The sequence below is a fragment of the Enterobacter kobei genome, from assembly GCF_001729765.1.
Lineage (GTDB): Bacteria > Pseudomonadota > Gammaproteobacteria > Enterobacterales > Enterobacteriaceae > Enterobacter > Enterobacter kobei.
This window is the reverse complement of record NZ_CP017181.1, coordinates 2,170,027-2,187,870: the sequence shown is the minus strand read 5'-3', so window position 1 is coordinate 2,187,870 and position 17,844 is coordinate 2,170,027. Positions and strand designations below refer to the sequence as shown.

The 17,844-nt window shown below is 53.5% G+C and carries 16 protein-coding genes; 7 read left to right on the top strand and 9 right to left on the bottom strand.

Features of this window, described 5'->3' with window-relative positions; all coding sequences use genetic code 11:
• Window positions 1-132 precede the first annotated feature (132 nt).
• Entirely contained in the window at window positions 133-1,041 is a 909-nt protein-coding gene (gene feaR / locus BFV64_RS10645; RefSeq protein WP_059373669.1) for a transcriptional regulator FeaR, read from the top strand.
• Here the strand turns inward: feaR and BFV64_RS10640 are convergent, their stop codons facing one another.
• From BFV64_RS10640 to BFV64_RS10630, 3 genes are read right to left on the bottom strand one after another with little or no spacing between them, the layout of a single operon-like run.
• Complete coding sequence (locus BFV64_RS10640; RefSeq protein ID WP_023330315.1) at window positions 1,042-1,359, bottom strand: YdbL family probable chaperone protein; 318 nt, start codon at window positions 1,357-1,359, stop codon at window positions 1,042-1,044.
• Window positions 1,360-1,366: 7 nt separating this feature from the next.
• Window positions 1,367-1,558 carry a YnbE family lipoprotein gene (locus tag BFV64_RS10635; protein ID WP_045282059.1) on the bottom strand — a complete coding sequence of 64 codons (192 nt, stop codon included), beginning with the start codon at window positions 1,556-1,558 and terminating at the stop codon, window positions 1,367-1,369.
• A complete protein-coding gene (locus BFV64_RS10630; RefSeq protein WP_069602054.1) occupies window positions 1,555-4,194 on the bottom strand; it encodes a YdbH family protein in 2,640 nt (879 codons plus the stop codon). The genes BFV64_RS10635 and BFV64_RS10630 overlap by 4 nt, the downstream gene beginning before the upstream one ends.
• 642 nt (window positions 4,195-4,836) lie before the next feature.
• On the opposite strand from BFV64_RS10630, the gene BFV64_RS10620 reads away from it, so the two are divergent.
• Window positions 4,837-5,826 carry a 2-hydroxyacid dehydrogenase gene (locus tag BFV64_RS10620; protein WP_023338286.1) on the top strand — a complete coding sequence of 330 codons (990 nt, stop codon included), beginning with the start codon at window positions 4,837-4,839 and terminating at the stop codon, window positions 5,824-5,826.
• Between the two features lie 19 nt (window positions 5,827-5,845).
• On the opposite strand, the gene BFV64_RS10615 is transcribed toward BFV64_RS10620, so the two are convergent.
• On the bottom strand, window positions 5,846-7,054 hold the full coding sequence (locus tag BFV64_RS10615) for an MFS transporter (protein WP_069602053.1): 1,209 nt from the start codon (window positions 7,052-7,054) through the stop codon (window positions 5,846-5,848).
• 106 nt (window positions 7,055-7,160) lie between these two features.
• Complete coding sequence (locus tag BFV64_RS10610; protein ID WP_069602052.1) at window positions 7,161-7,613, bottom strand: MarR family winged helix-turn-helix transcriptional regulator; 453 nt, start codon at window positions 7,611-7,613, stop codon at window positions 7,161-7,163.
• Between the two features lie 71 nt (window positions 7,614-7,684).
• Between BFV64_RS10610 and BFV64_RS10605 the strand changes: the two genes are divergently transcribed.
• Entirely contained in the window at window positions 7,685-7,975 is a 291-nt protein-coding gene (locus tag BFV64_RS10605; RefSeq protein WP_014883686.1) for a DUF1330 domain-containing protein, read from the top strand.
• A gap of 145 nt (window positions 7,976-8,120) precedes the next feature.
• Window positions 8,121-8,555 (top strand): universal stress protein UspF, encoded by a 435-nt coding sequence (uspF, locus tag BFV64_RS10600; protein WP_014883685.1) that lies wholly within the window; start codon window positions 8,121-8,123, stop codon window positions 8,553-8,555.
• Window positions 8,556-8,632: 77 nt separating this feature from the next.
• Here the strand turns inward: uspF and BFV64_RS10595 are convergent, their stop codons facing one another.
• Both BFV64_RS10595 and dcp read right to left on the bottom strand, forming a co-directional pair.
• On the bottom strand, window positions 8,633-11,203 hold the full coding sequence (locus tag BFV64_RS10595) for a bifunctional diguanylate cyclase/phosphodiesterase (RefSeq protein WP_023330309.1): 2,571 nt from the start codon (window positions 11,201-11,203) through the stop codon (window positions 8,633-8,635).
• A 297-nt stretch (window positions 11,204-11,500) separates the two neighbouring features.
• The gene (gene dcp / locus BFV64_RS10590; protein ID WP_045282057.1) at window positions 11,501-13,534 is read right to left on the bottom strand and encodes a peptidyl-dipeptidase Dcp; all 2,034 of its coding nucleotides are present in this window, start codon (window positions 13,532-13,534) and stop codon (window positions 11,501-11,503) included.
• A gap of 142 nt (window positions 13,535-13,676) precedes the next feature.
• Between dcp and ydfG the strand changes: the two genes are divergently transcribed.
• Together ydfG and BFV64_RS10580 are read left to right on the top strand one after the other, a co-directional pair.
• Window positions 13,677-14,423, top strand: coding sequence for a bifunctional NADP-dependent 3-hydroxy acid dehydrogenase/3-hydroxypropionate dehydrogenase YdfG (ydfG, locus tag BFV64_RS10585; RefSeq protein WP_069602051.1), 747 nt, complete (start codon window positions 13,677-13,679; stop codon window positions 14,421-14,423).
• A gap of 91 nt (window positions 14,424-14,514) precedes the next feature.
• Window positions 14,515-15,201, top strand: a complete 687-nt coding sequence (locus BFV64_RS10580) for a GntR family transcriptional regulator (protein WP_014883681.1) — start codon at window positions 14,515-14,517, stop codon at window positions 15,199-15,201.
• A gap of 34 nt (window positions 15,202-15,235) precedes the next feature.
• Here BFV64_RS10580 and BFV64_RS10575 read toward each other — a convergent pair whose 3' ends face one another.
• On the bottom strand, window positions 15,236-15,667 hold the full coding sequence (locus tag BFV64_RS10575) for a universal stress protein (RefSeq protein WP_014883680.1): 432 nt from the start codon (window positions 15,665-15,667) through the stop codon (window positions 15,236-15,238).
• A 288-nt stretch (window positions 15,668-15,955) separates the two neighbouring features.
• Here BFV64_RS10575 and ydfZ point away from each other — a divergent pair, with 288 nt between their 5' ends.
• A complete protein-coding gene (gene ydfZ, locus BFV64_RS10570; RefSeq protein WP_014883679.1) occupies window positions 15,956-16,159 on the top strand; it encodes a putative selenium delivery protein YdfZ in 204 nt (67 codons plus the stop codon).
• 43 nt (window positions 16,160-16,202) lie between these two features.
• Here ydfZ and BFV64_RS10565 read toward each other — a convergent pair whose 3' ends face one another.
• Window positions 16,203-17,666: a mannitol dehydrogenase family protein gene (locus BFV64_RS10565; RefSeq protein ID WP_069602050.1), complete on the bottom strand. Its 1,464-nt coding sequence runs from the start codon at window positions 17,664-17,666 to the stop codon at window positions 16,203-16,205.
• Between the last annotated feature and the right edge of the window lie 178 nt (window positions 17,667-17,844).

The following is a 17,844-nucleotide window of genomic DNA, read 5'->3' as shown; positions in this document are numbered from 1 at the left end:
GCAAATCGTGATAATTCCACCTTATATCGCTGTTCCCGATGAGTGTTCTTTCCTATAGTCAGCCTAGAGCCCTGACAAAACGCAACATAAATGCAACAATGCGAAAACATTGACGGTGCAGTGAGAGAAACGATGGCGTGTGCAAGCGAGCAGGAACAGTATCAGCAGTGGCTGGCGCAGATTAACCAGGTGTGCGGGCGTTTTAATGCACAGCCCACCGGGGGAAAATTCGTCGGCGAACTGGAGACCAGCTATGCGCGCAGCCTGAAGCTCAGCACCGTCACCGCCGGCGGCGTAAATCTGTTCCGCTCCCGTCAGGAGATCAAACAGAGTAATGATGCCTGGTTCTATACCGTCTTCCAGCTTGAGGGCAGTGCGGAAATTGAACAGGATGACCGTCGCGCTGTGCTCCGAACAGGCGATATCACGCTGCTTGACGCCTCCCGGCCCTGCTCAATCAACTGGCAGGAAAAATCCCGCCAGATTTCGCTGCTGGTACCCCGCCAGATTATTGAGCAACAGTGTCGTTTCCATGAGATTAGCTGCGCGCTCGCCCTCTCTCGCTCGCTGCCAACGGTACAGCTGAGCCATCGCCTGCTGATGGAAAGCATGAACAACGCCGACCTGAGTGACCGGGAGAGCGAAGCCGCGCTCGAAGCCATGATCTGCCTGCTGCGCCCCGCGTTTCAGCAACGCGACGTGATTCAGCCGCGCAAGGAACGCCAGTTCCAGCATGTCGTGGCGCTGATTGACGATCATATTCAGTCTGACTCTCTGCGCCCGGAGTGGATTGCCGCCGAGAGCGGGATGTCCGTGCGCAGCCTCTACCGCATGTTTGCCGAGAAGGGGCTGGTGGTCGCGCAGTACATTAAAAACCGTCGGCTGGATCTCTGTGCGCAGGTGCTGCGCTCTGCCGGGGATGATGAAAAGCTGGCGGGAATTGGCTACAGCTGGGGGTTCACCGACCATAGCCATTTTTCAACGGCCTTTAAGCAGCGTTTTGGCGTCTCGCCCGGCGAATACCGCAAGCGCCACCGCTAGCTATTTTTTCAGCCATTTACCGTTAATTCCCTTCACGTATTCGCCCGGCTGCGCGCGAGCAACCAGTTTTTGCCCCGCCATTTTCGCCACTTCATCGACCGGTAAATTATTGCTGTCGGCCAGCTTCTGATAGCTCTCGGTGCGCGCCGCGTTAATACGGTTTACCAGCGCCAGCGTTTCTGCATCCTGTTGGATCGGGGCAATATACCCGCTGAGTGTTTCCCCCACGCGCCCCTGCGCCCGGGCATCATTTAAGGTCAGCGCAGCCGCCTGCGCATTCATCCCCAGAGCCAGTAGAATCAGAGCTAAACGTTTCATGGCATCCTCAGAACAGATCGCTGCGCGTTTTCAGCAGGGTTTCAACGTCTTTATCGACCTTAATGTGGATCTCGTGTTCGATTTTGACATTCATATTGATGGTAATCGGCTCTTTCGGCGCAGCGACTTCAATACGCGGCGTACAGCCGGTCAGTAGCGCAGCAACGGCAACGGTGAGTACACCAGCCATCTTTTTCATTGTTGTTCCTCACTTTCCTTGCCAGTCGAACTGCGGAGACCGGGTATCGCCGCGTGTTGCTCAAACCAGGTTTGCAGGTTGTCGCCAAAACGCAGGCTGCGCCAGAGGGTAAAGACATTCTCGTCATGGGTATAGTTCAGGTTGACGGAGCTGCTTTTACCATCCACACGGCTGGTTCCCTTGATGGTCGCCTGCATGGTTAATTCACCCAGGTTATCTAAATTGATTCTTGTCCACGAACGAGAAATTTCCATATAGCGGAGCCAGTTGATCGCGGCACCCGCAACCATATTATCTTTCACGATGGCATCCGCCGTATCTTTATCGATACGCAGCGTCATTGGGCCAGGGTTGGTCAGCCAGCCATCTTTAATGATCCATTTTTCATTGTCCAGCCAGAGTGGCAGCGCCCCGCTTACCGGGCCTGACATGGCAAACTGTTTCGGATTGACGGCGCCGATCAGTTCACTTGACGAGATATTGTCCACGCGAAGCAGCGCCGGATCGTGCTGCGGCATCCGCAACTGCTGCATCGTAATCTTCCCGCCGAGGGTTTCCACTTTCACGTTGGTAAGCAGCAGCGGATTGTCCTCCGTCCAGGGATAATCGCCCTGTAGATCGGCGGTAATATTGCGCGCGGTCACCAGGTTTTCCACTTCGCCAATACGCAACGTAACCGGGCAGCGCGTGCCCAGGGACCAGGTCCCCTTGCTGAAGCGGAACGGCAGCACAAAATCGACACCGTTGATCTGGTTATCCGGCATCCAGGCGCTACCGGCTTTCAGCACGCCGTGCCCCCCCGCCTCAAAGCCCTGATCGGCTGCCGCCGAGAAAGCCACCTGCGCATAGAGTACCCCGTCACGCAGCGTCATTTTCCAGTCCGGAGGGATCAGAGGCTGGAACACGGTGAGCGACTGTTTCGGCCACCAGGCCTGCCCGCGAAGGCGTTCACCATCCCAGCGACCATTCACCTGTACCGGGCCGATTTTCTCTGCATGGAGGTCGCCCTTAAACTGGAACACCGTCGGATCGGTGCCGTCGACGCTAAAGGTCAGCACCGACGGTGGCAGCGTGCTGCCACCGGAGAAACGGGTTTGCCCGGCATTGAGCGCCAGCGCGCCGCTGAACGTCGGCTTTTCGGCGTCACGGAACCAGCGCACGGGTTGATCCAGCACCAGACGCGGCGTGCTGACCTCCATGGTTCCATACTGGAGCTTGTCAAAACCGGTGGAGAGCGCCGTGAGCTCAATGAGTTTGTCACGCCACTCGCCTTTCCCGGCGACATCCCAGCGGGCATGCATCGGCGTAAAACTCCCTTTTCCCCAGTAGCGCCACTGCCAGAGACCGCTGTCGGGTAAAAAGTCGTTCGCCTGCCCGTCCAGATGCAGTTCAAAATCGCCCATCTCGTTTTCATGGGCACGCAGGATAGCCTGTAAACGCCCGTCCACGCCCTTCTGCGTCAGCTTCACACCTGCCAGCGGCCAGCGGATTTCATCGATATCAAGCGAGTCAATGATGCGCCCGCGCGAGCGAAGCAGTGCGCCCGGTTCAAAAGCGAGTTGCGGTTCATATACGCTGCCGGTCAGTGTTGCCGGCAATTTGGCATAAAGAATGAGGTCGTTTTGCTTCGCCTCACCGCTCAGATGCAGCGGCATGTCGCTGTTTTCCATACTGAGCCTGCCGGGCCCAATATTGAGTACCGCGTTGCCTTTCCCCGCATCACCATGGGTAAGCACGTTCAAACGCCCGGTCAGGGTGGCTTTCTCAAGCCCCTGCTGCCAGTTATCGGCGCGAAGCGAAACGCGTCCGCTCAGCGGCATACCGGACAGATCCCAGTTCCAGCGCCCGTCGCTGATGTTCAGCTGTTCCGCCGTAACTTGCCACGGCAGATCGAGCAGTGGATCAGGGTTGTCTCGCGCCATCACCACCAGTTGTCCACGGTTGTCTTCCCAGTCCAGATCGGCATCGACGAGAGACGTCAGTTGTGGCACGTTAAAGGTCGCCACCGCGTGGCCTTTTACCGGCACGCCATCCGGCACCAGCGGCAGAGTGAACTCCCCCACCAGTTTGATGGGCTGCGGCTGATCGGGTAGCTGAACATCGAACTGGCTGACCGAAAGCGTCTGGCCGCGAAGCGTTCCTTGAATGCTCACCCGCTCGCCTTTATAGGCTATCTCCTGGCTGGACGGGGTCAGCGAGGCCTTCAGCTCACCCTGCCACTGCTGCCAGGGCGAGAGGGTGAGACGGTGAATGGTCAGCCAGGTATTCGGTAATACCGCCTGCCACTGCGCCAGCGTTTTGGGGGCAACGGTCGACGGCGCGGATTGGGGAATTTTGCTGAGGCAGACGGCGTTAAGATCCAGCGCGCCGATATCCAGCTGCCAGCGGCTCGGATGTGACAGCGTCACGTTTTCAATGCGAGCAATTTCGCACTCTTCAACCAGATAGCGGAGATCGGGGATCACCAGCGCATGACGAGTCAGTTTAGGACTCTCTTCGAAAGCGATACGCGTCCCGACGGGAAGCCAGATTCCGGCAAGCGTCGGTACCCACTGAGCGAGCGTCATCAGCAGCGTCAGCGGCAATAAAATGAACAGCAGTAAAAGCGCAAGTGCGGCTTTGTATTTACCCTTCATGGGCAGTTAATATCCTGATTTAGCGAAAGAATTAAGCCGACGATGCTGAACATTGTCGCATGTTTAGCGGGTCAATTGAAGCCAAAGGCAAGTTTAAGGATAGAAGCTGTAGCGTTAAGTTGCGAAGCTAGTACCTGTTACGAGGTATCGCCAGGAGGTAAAGCATGGCAAATATTAATGACCCCCAATACACGGAGTCATACCGCCATGGGTCAAAGTTGATATGCAGAAAACCGCTCACAAAGTCCTGGCCATTGGCGAACACGTTGAGTTGTATGGCAGCACTGGCTAACACAAACAAGGTGTAAGCAATGAAAAGAGGATATTTTCTAGCTCTTTCAACTTTGAGTTTACCTCTGTACAGCAACAATAAAAACGCAATAGATATAATGAAATAGTACAAGGCAGGCAACATTGGCGGGGATAAAGACAACTCCAGTTGTAACGGCATACATTACTCTCCATCTCTGCCTGAAAATCCACCCGATTCCTGATGTTTCTGGCATTAAGAATATCATGGAGTTAGGGTAACAAGATGCTCTAGAATAATTCATAGAACTTATTGAATTCAATAATATTTTAGAAATTGTAAGATAATTTTAATCATGCTAACGTGAATGCAAAATCACTGGAGAAAGTCTTATGAAACTCGCGGTATATAGCACAAAGCAGTACGACAAAAAGTATCTGCAACATGTTAACGAAGCTTACGGGTTTGAGCTTGAATTTTTCGACTTTCTGCTGTCCGAAAAAACCGCCAAAACGGCGCACGGCTGTGAAGGCGTCTGCATTTTTGTTAACGATGACGGCAGTCGTCCGGTGCTGGAAGAGTTGAAAAAACAGGGAGTGAAGTATATCGCCCTGCGCTGTGCAGGCTTTAACAACGTGGATCTCGATGCGGCGAAAGAGCTGGGGCTGAAGGTGGTGCGCGTTCCGGCCTACTCCCCGGAAGCCGTCGCGGAACATGCGATTGGCATGATGATGTCGCTCAACCGTCGTATTCACCGCGCTTATCAGCGCACCCGTGATGCCAACTTCTCGCTGGAAGGGCTGACCGGCTTTACTATGTACGGTAAAACCGCAGGGGTGATCGGGACCGGGAAAATTGGCGTCGCTGCCCTGCGGATCCTCAAAGGCTTTGGCATGCGTCTGCTGGCATTTGATCCGTATCCAAGCGCCGCGGCGCTGGAGCTGGGCGTGGAATATGTCGACCTGCCGACCCTGTTCTCGCAGTCTGATGTGATCTCCCTGCACTGCCCGCTGACGCCGGAAAACTATCACCTGCTTAACCAGGCGGCGTTTGACCAGATGAAAGACGGCGTGATGATTATCAACACCAGCCGTGGTGGCCTGGTTGACTCTCAGGCCGCTATCGAAGCGCTGAAAACCCAGAAGATTGGCGCACTCGGGATGGACGTGTATGAGAACGAACGCGATCTGTTCTTTGAAGACAAGTCCAATGATGTGATTCAGGACGACGTGTTCCGCCGCCTGTCTGCCTGTCATAACGTCCTGTTTACCGGTCACCAGGCGTTTCTGACGGCTGAAGCGCTGATCAGCATTTCAGAAACCACGCTGGGTAACCTGCAGCAGCTGGAAAAAGGCGAAACCTGCCCTAACGAGCTGGCATAAGTATGACGCCGGGTGGCGGCTATGCCCCACCCGGCGTACTGTCTGTTTCCCAGGTTCGGTGAGCAACGCGCCACCAGAGCAGGACGGCCACCAGCGCAATCGCGCTCAGCACGCTGAATGCCGTCGCAAAGGAGTAATGCCCGGCTATCGTGCCGGTTAACGCCGGGCTCATCGATGCCCCAACGCCCTGCATCAACATCACCACGCTCTGCCCGGCATTGACGTGCCCGCTCCCTCGCAACAGCACAACAATAAACGACGGTACCACGACGCCGAAAATGCCAGCGGCCAGCCCGTCGAGAATTTGCACCGGGATCATCATCAACGGCGCGTCCGTGGACGCCGCCAGTGCCGCACGCACCGGCATCACCAGCAGCGCCAGCATAATTAATCGCCAGTAGCCGTAGTGTTCTATTCTCCGTGCGACCCAAATGGCGACGGGGATCATCACGGCCTGAGAAATAATGACAGTGCCCGCTGCATACAAGCCGGGGTTGATTGAGGCGGGTGCCGCCGCAACCCTCATGCTGAGCATCGGTAACAGGGCAGCGTTCGCCAGATGGAACAGGAGCAGCGTCAGTCCGGTAACAAACAGCGCCCGGTTTTTAATCAGCACCGCAAAGCCCGGAACAGGCAGGTTCGCTGGAGAGGACAACCCGCGCGCGGCATTGTTGTCGATATCCTTATTGCGAATGGCAAGCAGCGCACACAACGTTAGCAACGTCGTACAGGTCATCAGCAGGAAAATTCCGCCGACGCCCCAGTACCAGGCAATGCCGCCAGCCATCAGTGCGGTCATAAAATTGCCCGCATGATTAAACGCCTCATTTTTGCCCATCTGCGCGCTGAACCCACTCTGGCCGGTCAGCCCTAAGGTAATTCCGGTGATCAATGGCCCCACAAACGCCGCACAGATGCCGGTGATAATTTGTGAAACGGCGACAACGCCGCTCTGCTGGCTAAACCAGAGCAGAAGCGTGCTCAGGGTGATCAACAGGCAAAGCAGCGCGAGTACAGCGCGTTTGTTTCGGGAGGTGTCGGTGATGAATCCCGCCGGGAGCGTGGCCAGTAAACCCGCCAGCCCACCCGCCGTCATCAGAATACCAATATCATCAGGCGTCCAGTGACGTTCGGTGAGAAAAATACCGAGAAAAGGGCCGAGGCCATCGCGGACATCCGCAATGAAAAAACTGGTCAGGCATAACGCCCGCAGCGAACGAAGAGACATACTGCCTGCCTTTACAAAGGGTCGCCTGAAAAAATTAAAACGTAGTATACCCGGCATTGCGCGGTTTGGTACGTCGCGTTGCAGGTACGGATTGTCGCGGATCGCGTCATAAAGAAGCAGTGGCTTTGCCCAGGCTTCTCATCATATTCGTCGTCAGGCTAAGTTGTTCGCTCCCCATCTGATGGGACAGTTCTTCCATAGCTGTCTTCCATACCGGAATGACCTGTTCGAGCAGGCTCCAGCCCTCTGCTGTGAGGGTGAGTCGTTTACCGGCACGTCCCCGGCCTCCCACCGCGTCGATAATGCCGCGGGACACCATACTACCTATATTTCGACTCAGCGTGGTGGCATCTACCCCCGCCCTTGCGGCCAGTTCTGCAACGGTTTCATTGGGTGCACCTCCGATCCCAACCAAAAGACTGAACTGCTCTGCGGTCAGACCAAACGGTCTTAAGCAGGCGTTGTAATAGCGTGTAATAGCCCGGGCAGTGGCTCGCGCCTGAAACACAGGACAGACTTCCGGAATGGTCTTCAGCAGCGCCACATCGATGTTGTTCATCTTTTCATCTCGACAATCAATACAATCTCAAATACTGTATATACACTATTAATCAGATTTGAGGAACAGTGATGCCCGCATTCGTCCACATCAACTTACGTATTATTGACCCTGCGCGACAGGCCAGCCTTGCCCCCCGCTTCACATTAGCGTTAGAGGAAGCGGGAGGGAAAATTGTGCATTTTGGTTCGGTTGCAGAAGTACTCGAAGGCGATGAAGCCCCGTTACCCTATGCTGGCATTTTTGAATTCCCGACTTTAGATCAGGCGCTTGCTTTCTATCATTCAGAAAAGTATGCGCCGATTAAGGCTGAACGCCAGCTAGCCCAGCAGGCCAGGATGTTCATCGTCACGACAGGCTGAACGCGTCATTGACCCCATGCCGGGAACGTTCGCCTGTATAGCTATCACAGAACCGAAATTTGTCTCCGTTATGACAACCTGCTCTCTGTTTTCCTGGAATTAACGGTCTAACCTGAATTGTGTAAAAAACACTCAGGAGGGACACATGTACAATTCAATTTTGGTTCCAATTGATATTTCCGAAGATAGCCTGACGCATATGGTGATTCCTTTCGTTCAGGCTCATACCGCACTTAACACAGCTAAAGTCCATTTTCTTACGGTCATTCCTTCGCTACCTTATTATTCTTCTTTAGGCCTGGCCTACTCCGTGGAGATGCCGAAGATAAAAGAGTTCCAGCATACGGCTTTAGAAAAACTGGATGAAATCGTTAAGCAATTTAAAATTCCGCCAGAAAAAGTGCAGACGCACGCCGTTACGGGATCGCCAAAAGATCAGATCCTTAAACTCGCGGACACCATCGGCGCCGACCTGATCATCATCGCCTCCCATAAACCTGACATATCAACGTATCTGTTAGGTTCAAATGCGGCGGCAGTGGTGCGCCACGCAAAATGCCCTGTGCTGGTCGTAAGATAAAAAACCGGGCGAAAAGCCCGGTTTTTTTTCGCTGACGCTTCCCTGTTCCAGGGGGCGCGGAAGTTGCTAAAACGCGTTTATGTATTCACCAGGTTGGCGTTTAAATTGAGATCGGCAATGGCGGCGGGTTTTCCAAGTAAATACCCCTGAACTTCATCACACTTATTTTTTTTAAGAAAAGCCAGCTGTTCGCTGGTCTCCACTCCTTCAGCGGTCACTTCCATGGAATAGGCTTTACCCAAATCGATTATCTTCTCGACTACCGATTGGTTCTGTGGCGAATCCGCTAAGGTAAAAATAAAGCTTTTATCGAGCTTTAGCCCATCAAACTGAAACTTTCGAAGATAGCTCAGAGAGGCATAGCCGGTACCGAAATCATCGATCAGAATCCGTACGCCCATTTTTTTGAGGGCTTTCATGGTGTGCAACGTTTTTTCTGGATCGGAAAGCGTGACATTTTCAGTCACTTCTATTTCCAGCCTGGTGGGTTCAAGTCCCGTTTCGTGAAGAATTTCTTTTACTCTTTCAGCCAGATCGCTCGCCTGGAATTCAATAGCCGAAATGTTGACTGATACCGATAACCCTGGCAATTGATCTTTGGCCTCCGTACACGCTTTACGAATGACCCAGTTGCTGAGGCTAATAATCAGCCCTGTTTCTTCAGCCAACGGGATAAACTGATCGGGCATCATGGTTCCTCGATCAGGGTGTTGCCACCGGACCAGCGCTTCGACGGCATCTGTTTTCGAATATCGGAGGTTATAACGCGGTTGATAAACCAGATAGAGTTGGTCTTCGCGAATGGCGGTCTTCAGCTCCAGTTCGAGTTTTCTGCGTTCGGTCAGCTTTTCCGACATATCCTGGCGATAATAGACCCATCGGTTTCTCCCGGATTGTTTTGCCTGGTAAAGCGCAATGTCAGCATAGCGCAGAAGATCGTTTGCGCTGTTGCCGTCTTGTGGGGCCAGTGCAATCCCCATGCTTACCCCTATTGTCACATCATTGCCATCAATGGTGAAAGGACGGTTGAGTTCTGACACGATGCGCTGGCACACCTCTTCAATCTGGTCTGTCTGGCTGGTGTTACCGAGGAGCAGCATAAATTCATCCCCGCCCTGCCGTGCAACAAAATCACCGCTCCGAATACAGCTTTTAAGACGTAAGGCGACCTCGCCAAGCAGAGCGTCGCCGGTGGAATGCCCAAAAATGTCATTGACGGGTTTGAACTTGTCCAGATCCAGGCAAATCATTGCAAAGGGATAATTATTGACGCCTTCATTCGCTAACCGGCCCGCCAGAAACTCCTTAATATGATACCGGTTTGGAAGCCCCGTTAATTCATCATGCCGTGACAGAAATTCCACACGTTTAGTTGCTTCCACTTCCAGAGAGACATCTGTTGCCGCGCCCCGTAAAACCACCGAACCATCAGGCTGAGAAGAAAATTTAGCCAGAAGCGTGCAGTAGGACGTGGATTGCTGATAGTTAATATAAGGGCAATTCTTAAATTCGAAGCGTCCAGTTAATTCCCGGTGGCGGACACGATCATGAAGTAAGTGACTTGTCGACGGAAAGAGCTCATCCAGCCTGCGGCCGATCCATTGACTATGTTCATATCCCGTTACCGTGGAGAAACGACCTGATAGCCATGTAATCTTTAACGATAAGTCAGTTTCCCAGAACCAATCGCTGGTTGTTTCACTGACATCCCTGAATCGTTTTTCACTGGTGATAAGATTCAATCGTGCCTGCTCAAGGAGAAAGGCATTTTCGTCATGAATTCTCGCCTTGTGCATAATATGACGCATAAGGATCACCGTCATCGATATTGTCAGCAGTACGGAAAGAATGAGTAATGGCAGGAAATAAACGATCAGCGCCTGGCCAGGATTTTCACTGTCCCATAAAATATGCACATCACCATTTGGCGTGCTTATGGTCAATGACGTCTGATTATTCACTTCATTGGGTGAAATGCGAACATTTTTGATGGCGGCATCATGCCCAATCGCAAGGAGTTTTTTAGCCGTTAATTTGTCGACAAACACCATGACTGAAGGCCTGCCCGGTAACGGTTGCACACTCGAATCATCACCCGTTGTTATCCATTCAGCAGAAACAATGGCCGGTATGCCGTCGATAAGCGTTAGCATGGACACCGGCACCCCCTTTTTTTTGCTCAGTTCACTGAGTAAACGGTCTTTTGTGGATTGACCCAACCAACGCTCCAGATCTTCAGGTATCCGTTTCCCTGAAATCACGCTGTAGCGCGTGGCGCCTTCCGGAGAGAGAACAAACACCCCCTCATAGCCAAAGTTATCATACAGAGACTTGCCAAGATTCTGCTTATCCCATGCCCAGTGCATGTCAACATTCTGATGAAGATGTTTGTAGGCATCCCCCCACTCGGCATAGTCTTTCAAATGGCTACGGATGCTCTCCTGTCGGGTATCTAACGCTTTTCTTAGTAAGAAATCATCATGCGAATCGCTGATTTCATTAACATTATTTTTTATTATCAACAAAGAAATTATTGCCGCCGCAAAAATAGCGATCAGCAACGTTACAACATAGGTAAAGGTTTTATTTATCAGCCTCTTAGAATGCTCAGCATCCGTAAAGCCAGGAGTGGTCAGAGGTAGGGTCATCTTTCGCCTTCTTAACTGCTATAACGTCGATTTTTTTGTTATCCTCATTTATCGGCATAAAAGGGCAAAAATTTAGAATTAAAAAAGACATTTGAAAGAAGATTTTATTTCTTACAACCCAGATCAAATTATTAACAGTTCTCGAATGTAGCGCTTTGTCCCTATTAATAAAAAATCCTTTTATCGGCGCGTTCAATTTCACCCGTTATCTTTCAAAAGCATGCTAAAATATCGCTGATTAAAGGGTATAAAAAACCGGGCTTCACGCCCGGTTCTTTTTTTCAGCCCAAATGGACACTATTCACTTAACCCACGATTCTCCAGCATCGGTTCAATCCTCGGATCGTGCCCGCGCCAGCTCCGGTAAAGTTCACCTAAATCAGTGCTATTCCCGCGCGACAAAATCGCCTCGCGGAATTTCTGTCCGTTTTCACGCGTCAACCCGCCCTGCTCGACAAACCACTGATAGCCATCGTCTGCCAGCATTTGCGTCCACAGGTAGGCGTAATACCCCGCCGCATAGCCACCGCCGAAGATATGGGCAAAATAGCTGCTGCGATAACGCGGGGGTACCGCGGGCAGGTCCAGCCCCTCTTTTTTCAACGCAGCCGTTTCAAAGGCTTCGACGTCAGATACGGCTTCACTGATGGCGTGCCAGTTCATGTCCAGCAATGCCGCACCCAGCAGCTCCGTCATGTCATAACCCTTGTTGAAATGGGTCGCGTTGAGCATGCTTTCCCGCAGCGCGTCCGGCATCGGTTCACCGGTTTCATAGTGACGGGCGTAGCGGGTAAATACCTGAGGATGGCTGGCCCAGTGTTCATTGATCTGCGACGGGAATTCAACGAAATCACGCGGCGTATTGGTACCGGACAGCGTGGCGAAGCGCTGGCGGGCAAACAGACCGTGCAGGGTATGCCCAAACTCGTGGAACAGGGTAATTACGTCGTCCCAGGAGAGTAACGCGGTGCCCCCGTTACCCGGTTTTGGGTAGTTACAGACATTGTAGATAACCGGGCGGGCAGAAAACTCAAAAGATTGTTCGACGAAATTGCCCATCCAGGCTCCGCCCTGCTTGGAATCGCGGGCAAAGAAGTCGCCGTAAAACAGCGCCATCCCTTCACCGGTATGGTCGAAAATTTCCCATACGCGAACGTCCGGATGATAAACCGGAATATCGAAGCGTTCCACGAAGCGGATACCGAACAGCTGGCTGGCCGCCCAGAAGACGCCGTCATGCAACACGGTATTGAGCGCAAAGTAGGGCCGGATCTGCGACTCATCAAGCGCATATTTCGCCTGGCGCACGCGCTCGGCATAAAAGGCCCAGTCCCAGGCCTGCACGGTGAAACCGCCCTGCTCGTCATCAATCACTTTCTGAATATCGGCCTGTTCGCGCTCCGCACGGGCACGGGCGGCAGGCACAATGCCGCGCATAAAAGCCAGCGCGGCGTCGGGGGTTTTCGCCATCTGGTCGGCAATACTCCAGCTGGCGTAATCCTCAAAGCCCAGCAGGCGAGCCTGACGCGCACGGAGCGCCGTCAGACGCAGGATCAGCGTGCGGGTATCGTTTTCATCCCCTTTCTGGGTACGCGTCCAGCCTGCGTTGAACAGGTTTTCACGCGTCTGCCGATTGCGCAGCGCAGAGAGCGCAGGTTGTTGAGTCGTATTCAGCAGCGAGATCAGCCAGCGGTCGTTAAGCCCTTTTTCCGCGGCCGCCTGCGCGGCGGCGGCGATCTCTTCTGCACTGAGCCCCTCAAGCTGATGCGCATAATCCACCACCAGCCCACCCGCTTTATCTGCGGAAAGCAGACGCTGGTTAAACTGGCTGGTCAGGGAGGCTGCCTCGGTGTTCAGCGCCTTCAGCTCGGCTTTTTCTGTCTCATTCAGACGCGCACCGGCCAGAATAAACCGCTGGTACGTCTCCTCGACCAGCCGACGGGACTCGGCATCCAGCGCGCCGCGATCTTGCCAGACGCTCTCAACGCGGGCGAAAAGTGTGTCATTCAGCCAGATGTCATTCGCCAGCGCGGCAAGTTCAGTGGAAAACTGCTCCTCTAACTCTTGCAGGTACGGATTGGTATGCGCAGAGGTCATGGCGAAAAAGATGCTGCTGACGCGCGAGAGCATAACGCCGCTTTTCTCCAGCGCCAGCACGGTATTATTGAAGTCTGGCGCGGCGGTTTGCGAGGCTATCGCATCAATGTCCGCCCGCTTCTGACGCAGCGCTTCATCAAACGCCGGACGATAGTGACTGTCGTTAATCTGATCAAAATGGGGCGCCTGGTAAGGCAACAGACTGATTTCAAAAAAAGGATTCGTGGCCGTCATCTTTCACTCCTCAGAACGGATATCTTCCCAGAGTAGGCCAGGCCGCCATCACCTGCAATGCTGTCATACAAATGTTGCCTTAACGCACCCTCTGCGGCCGTGCTATGTTAGTACAACACAAAAAGCGTTGAGGAACAGTGAGATGATTATTTTAGTTACCGGGGCAACGGCGGGTTTTGGTGAATGCATCACGCGTCGCTTCGTCGCCAACGGGCACAAGGTGATTGCAACGGGCCGTCGTCAGGAGCGCCTGCAGGAGCTGAAAGACGAATTAGGTGACAGCATCCTGACCGCACAGCTGGACGTGCGCAACCGCGCAGCCATTGAAGAGATGATTGCTAACCTGCCTGCCGAGTGGCGCGCCATTGATCTGCTGGTCAACAACGCCGGACTGGCGCTGGGCATGGAGCCCGCGCACAAAGCCAGCGTTGAAGACTGGGAAAACATGATCGACACCAACAACAAAGGGCTGGTCTATATGACTCGCGCGGTGTTGCCGGGCATGGTTGAGCGTAATCGCGGTCACATTATCAATATTGGTTCTACCGCCGGGAGCTGGCCTTACGCGGGCGGCAACGTCTATGGTGCGACCAAAGCGTTTGTCCGTCAGTTCAGCCTGAACCTGCGCACCGATCTGCACGGCACCACCATTCGCGTTACCGATATCGAGCCGGGTCTGGTGGGCGGCACCGAATTCTCCAACGTGCGCTTCAAGGGTGACGATGCGAAAGCGGATAAAACCTACGAAAATGCTAACGCGCTGACGCCGGAAGATGTCACTGAAGCGGTCTGGTGGGTGGCGACGCTGCCTAAGCACGTCAACATCAATACCGTGGAAATGATGCCAGTCACCCAGAGTTTTGCCGGACTTAGCGTCCATCGTGGCTAAATAAGCCCCACCCGGCCTGCGGGCCGGGTCTGTTTCGGGTTCGAAAAGAATGGTAGTATGTTCAGGCTAACTCTCTGAGAAATGACAACTCATGGCCGCTGAATCGCAACTCAATCCCACCCAGCCCGTAAACCAGCAAATCTATCGCATTTTGCGACGTGATATTGTCCATTGCCTGATTCCGCCGGGAACGCCGCTTTCTGAAAAAGAGGTCTCGGTGCGTTTTGACGTCTCCCGTCAGCCGGTGCGTGAAGCGTTCATTAAGCTTGCTGAAAACGGCCTTATTCAGATCCGCCCGCAGCGCGGCAGCTACGTAAACAAAATTTCACTTTCTCAGGTGCGTAACGGCTGTTTCGTTCGCCAGGCCATTGAATGCGCGGTCGCCCGCCGGGCGGCAACGCTTATCAATGATAACCAGTGTTACCTGCTGGAGCAGAACCTGCATCAGCAGCGTATAGCGATCGACCGGAAGCAGCTCAACGATTTCTTCCAGCTCGATGATGAATTCCACCAGAAACTGGCACAAATAGCGGATTGTCAGTTGGCCTGGGATACCATTGAGAACATCAAGGCCACCATCGACCGCGTGCGTTATATGAGCCTCGATCACGTCTCCCCGCCGGAAATGCTGCTCAGACAGCATCACGATATTTTCAGCGCGCTGGAAAAACGCGACCCGGACGGCGTGGAAAAAGCGATGACGCTGCATTTGCAGGAAATCAGCGAATCCGTGCAGCTTATTCGTCAGGAAAACAGCGAGTGGTTTAGCGAGGAGTAATATTCGCCGCACCCTGTTGGGCGCGGCGTTGGGTTTAGCGAACGACTAACACCGGAATCGTGGCGTAGCGCAGAATGGATTCCGCATTCGATCCCAGCAGATGGGTGGTGATGCTCGGGTTTTTAGACCCGATGACAATCGCATCATATTTCCCCTCCTTGCTCAGCTTGATAATTTCATCGCGAACGTTGCCAAAACGAACCATGCTGTGAATATTCTCTGGGGCAATATCGAACAGTCTTTTTAATTCGTTCATTTTCTTCGCGGATTCCGCGGTCATATACTCTTCAAACTTTTTGATATCGGCATTGAACCCGCGCAGGAGAGACCGACTGCTTGCAGGCAGAATGTTGACCAGGGTAATTGATGCCCCCTCTGCCTTTGCAAGGCTTGCCGCGTGGCGAACCGCTTTGTCGCTCAAATCCATTTCAAACACATCTACAGGCATCAAAATGTTCTTATACATAAGCCTGACTCCTTATTCCGATGAAAGGGTTATTTCCTGTACCCAGAATGGCAGCAGGAATATAAACCAATCCTAAACGCTTCCATGTTGAAACTATCAATAAATGAAAATAACGGTCTGCTTTGTAAATTGCTGTCGCGAACCGTCAGCACCTCATGTCATTAAGAAAAAAGTGTGACTTTGATCAAAAACAAAAACATCACTTGCACACAGGCGTATTTATATGCCCCGTGAACGGTGAAACCTGAAATACCGCCGTAACGGATAAGTTAGAGAGGAGAAAATACCATGATGACATACGACCGTAACCGCAATGCAATTACCACTGGCAGCCGCGTGATGATTAGCGGCACAGGCAAAACTGGCGTGATTAAAGCGATCCACAGCGACGGGCTGGATGCCGCGCAGGTGCGCCGCAGCAAAACGGTGGAAGTGGAAGGATGCGAAGGTAAGTTCGAGCCGATTGAGCTGATTCGTCTGGGTATGCACTAAGTTGTGCGCTGACATGCCGCCGCGCACGGCGGCATGTACTGAATTACCGTTGAGACGCGTACTGCGCTACGGTAGCTTTCGCGCCCTTTTGCACCAAAGACCGGTACGCGGTCATCACCGCATCAACAAAGACCTTCTCACGCGGTAATTCTTTGCCAAAGATAGACTCAATGCCGAGCAGCGCACGCACGCGGCTTTCCCCTTCAGCACTTCCCTTCACTGCCGCCTGAATCACCGCCAGCTGCGGATCGCTCACCTCGATGGCATTACCCTGCTCATCCACTCCGCCGACATAGCGCATCCAGCCCGCCACGCCCAGCGCCAGCAGGGGGAAAGGTTTCTGATGCACCAGATGCCAGCGCACGGAATCTAACATGCGTTGCGGGAGCTTCTGGCTGCCGTCCATCGCGATTTGCCAGGTGCGATGACGCAGAGCCGGGTTGCTGTAGCGGGCAATCAGCAGATCGGCGTAATGTCCTAAATCGACGCCTTTCACCTTCAGGGTCGGCGCCTGCTCGTGGAGCATCAGCGCGTGAGCCGCAACGCGGTAATTCTCATCTTCCATGCAGTCGTTGATATGCTGATAACCGGCCAGATACCCCAGGTAAGCCAGGAAGGAGTGGCTGCCGTTAAGCATGCGCAGCTTCATCTCTTCAAACGGAATGACGTCTGATACCAGCTCGGCCCCGGCTTTTTCCCAAGCAGGACGCCCCGCCACAAAGTTATCTTCGATCACCCACTGGCGGAAGGGTTCACAGGCCACGCCCTCCGGATCACGCACGCCAGTGAGCTGTTCGATTTTATCCAGCGTATCAGGCGTGACCGCAGGTACGATGCGATCCACCATGGTTGACGGGAACGTGACATTAGCCTCGATCCAGTCCGCCAGCTCGCCGTCTACCGCCCGGGCATAGGAGCAGGTTACGTTGCGCATCACATGACCGTTTTCCGGCATGTTGTCGCAGGACATCACGCTAAAGGCCGGTAACCCCGCCGCTTTGCGACGTGCCAGCGCTTCCACCACCACACCCGGTGCGGACGTCGGCTGATGCGGGTTTTGCAGGTCGGCGGCGATGAATGGATGATCGAGCATCAGTTGCCCGGTTGCGGGAGAGTGACAGTAGCCCTTCTCGGTAATGGTCAGTGAAACAATCGCCACCTGCGGTTCGCACATCGCTGCCAGTACGGTCTCCAGCCCGTCAACCTGCGCATGCAGGGCCTTTTTGACCACGCCCACCACGCGGGATGTCCACGCATCGGCGGACATCTCCGCTACGGTATAGAGGTTATCCTGCGCCTTCAGGTCGGCAATCTGCTGCTCGCCGCCAATCAGGTTGACCTCACAGTAGCCCCAGTCGCTGCCATAATCAGACGCGAGGATGTCGGCATACACCGCCTGATGCGCGCGGTGAAAGGCGCCAAATCCTAAATGAACAATGCGTGCTTTAAGGCTGTCGCGATTGTACTGAGGCAGCGTCGCTTTGGCCTGTAATAACGTGTTTTCCATGATTAAGACTCGTTAATTAGAAAGCTGTGGATCGCTGCCGCTTGTTATAAAGCGGCAGCGCCTGCTGACTACACCAACTAGAATGGCAGTTGGGGTAAAAAATCTCTGCCATACACCATACTGATACTGCCATTTGAGATTTTGATTTATATTAACTTTTGTTCAGGTGGTGTGACAC

Excerpts from the sequence above, each read along its gene's own strand:
- BFV64_RS10580 (WP_014883681.1), top strand. The coding sequence starts at position 14,515 with ATGGCCGCTGAATCGCAACTCAATCCCACCCAGCCCGTAAACCAGCAA.
- uspF (WP_014883685.1), top strand. The coding sequence starts at position 8,121 with ATGTACAATTCAATTTTGGTTCCAATTGATATTTCCGAAGATAGCCTG.
- ydfZ (WP_014883679.1), top strand. The coding sequence starts at position 15,956 with ATGATGACATACGACCGTAACCGCAATGCAATTACCACTGGCAGCCGC.
- BFV64_RS10610 (WP_069602052.1), bottom strand. The coding sequence starts at position 7,613 with ATGAACAACATCGATGTGGCGCTGCTGAAGACCATTCCGGAAGTCTGT.
- feaR (WP_059373669.1), top strand. The coding sequence starts at position 133 with ATGGCGTGTGCAAGCGAGCAGGAACAGTATCAGCAGTGGCTGGCGCAG.
- dcp (WP_045282057.1), bottom strand. The coding sequence starts at position 13,534 with ATGACGGCCACGAATCCTTTTTTTGAAATCAGTCTGTTGCCTTACCAG.
- ydfG (WP_069602051.1), top strand. The coding sequence starts at position 13,677 with ATGATTATTTTAGTTACCGGGGCAACGGCGGGTTTTGGTGAATGCATC.
- BFV64_RS10615 (WP_069602053.1), bottom strand. The coding sequence starts at position 7,054 with ATGTCTCTTCGTTCGCTGCGGGCGTTATGCCTGACCAGTTTTTTCATT.
- BFV64_RS10605 (WP_014883686.1), top strand. The coding sequence starts at position 7,685 with ATGCCCGCATTCGTCCACATCAACTTACGTATTATTGACCCTGCGCGA.
- BFV64_RS10635 (WP_045282059.1), bottom strand. The coding sequence starts at position 1,558 with ATGAAAAAGATGGCTGGTGTACTCACCGTTGCCGTTGCTGCGCTACTG.
- BFV64_RS10630 (WP_069602054.1), bottom strand. The coding sequence starts at position 4,194 with ATGAAGGGTAAATACAAAGCCGCACTTGCGCTTTTACTGCTGTTCATT.
- BFV64_RS10575 (WP_014883680.1), bottom strand. The coding sequence starts at position 15,667 with ATGTATAAGAACATTTTGATGCCTGTAGATGTGTTTGAAATGGATTTG.
- BFV64_RS10565 (WP_069602050.1), bottom strand. The coding sequence starts at position 17,666 with ATGGAAAACACGTTATTACAGGCCAAAGCGACGCTGCCTCAGTACAAT.
- BFV64_RS10640 (WP_023330315.1), bottom strand. The coding sequence starts at position 1,359 with ATGAAACGTTTAGCTCTGATTCTACTGGCTCTGGGGATGAATGCGCAG.
- BFV64_RS10620 (WP_023338286.1), top strand. The coding sequence starts at position 4,837 with ATGAAACTCGCGGTATATAGCACAAAGCAGTACGACAAAAAGTATCTG.
- BFV64_RS10595 (WP_023330309.1), bottom strand. The coding sequence starts at position 11,203 with ATGACCCTACCTCTGACCACTCCTGGCTTTACGGATGCTGAGCATTCT.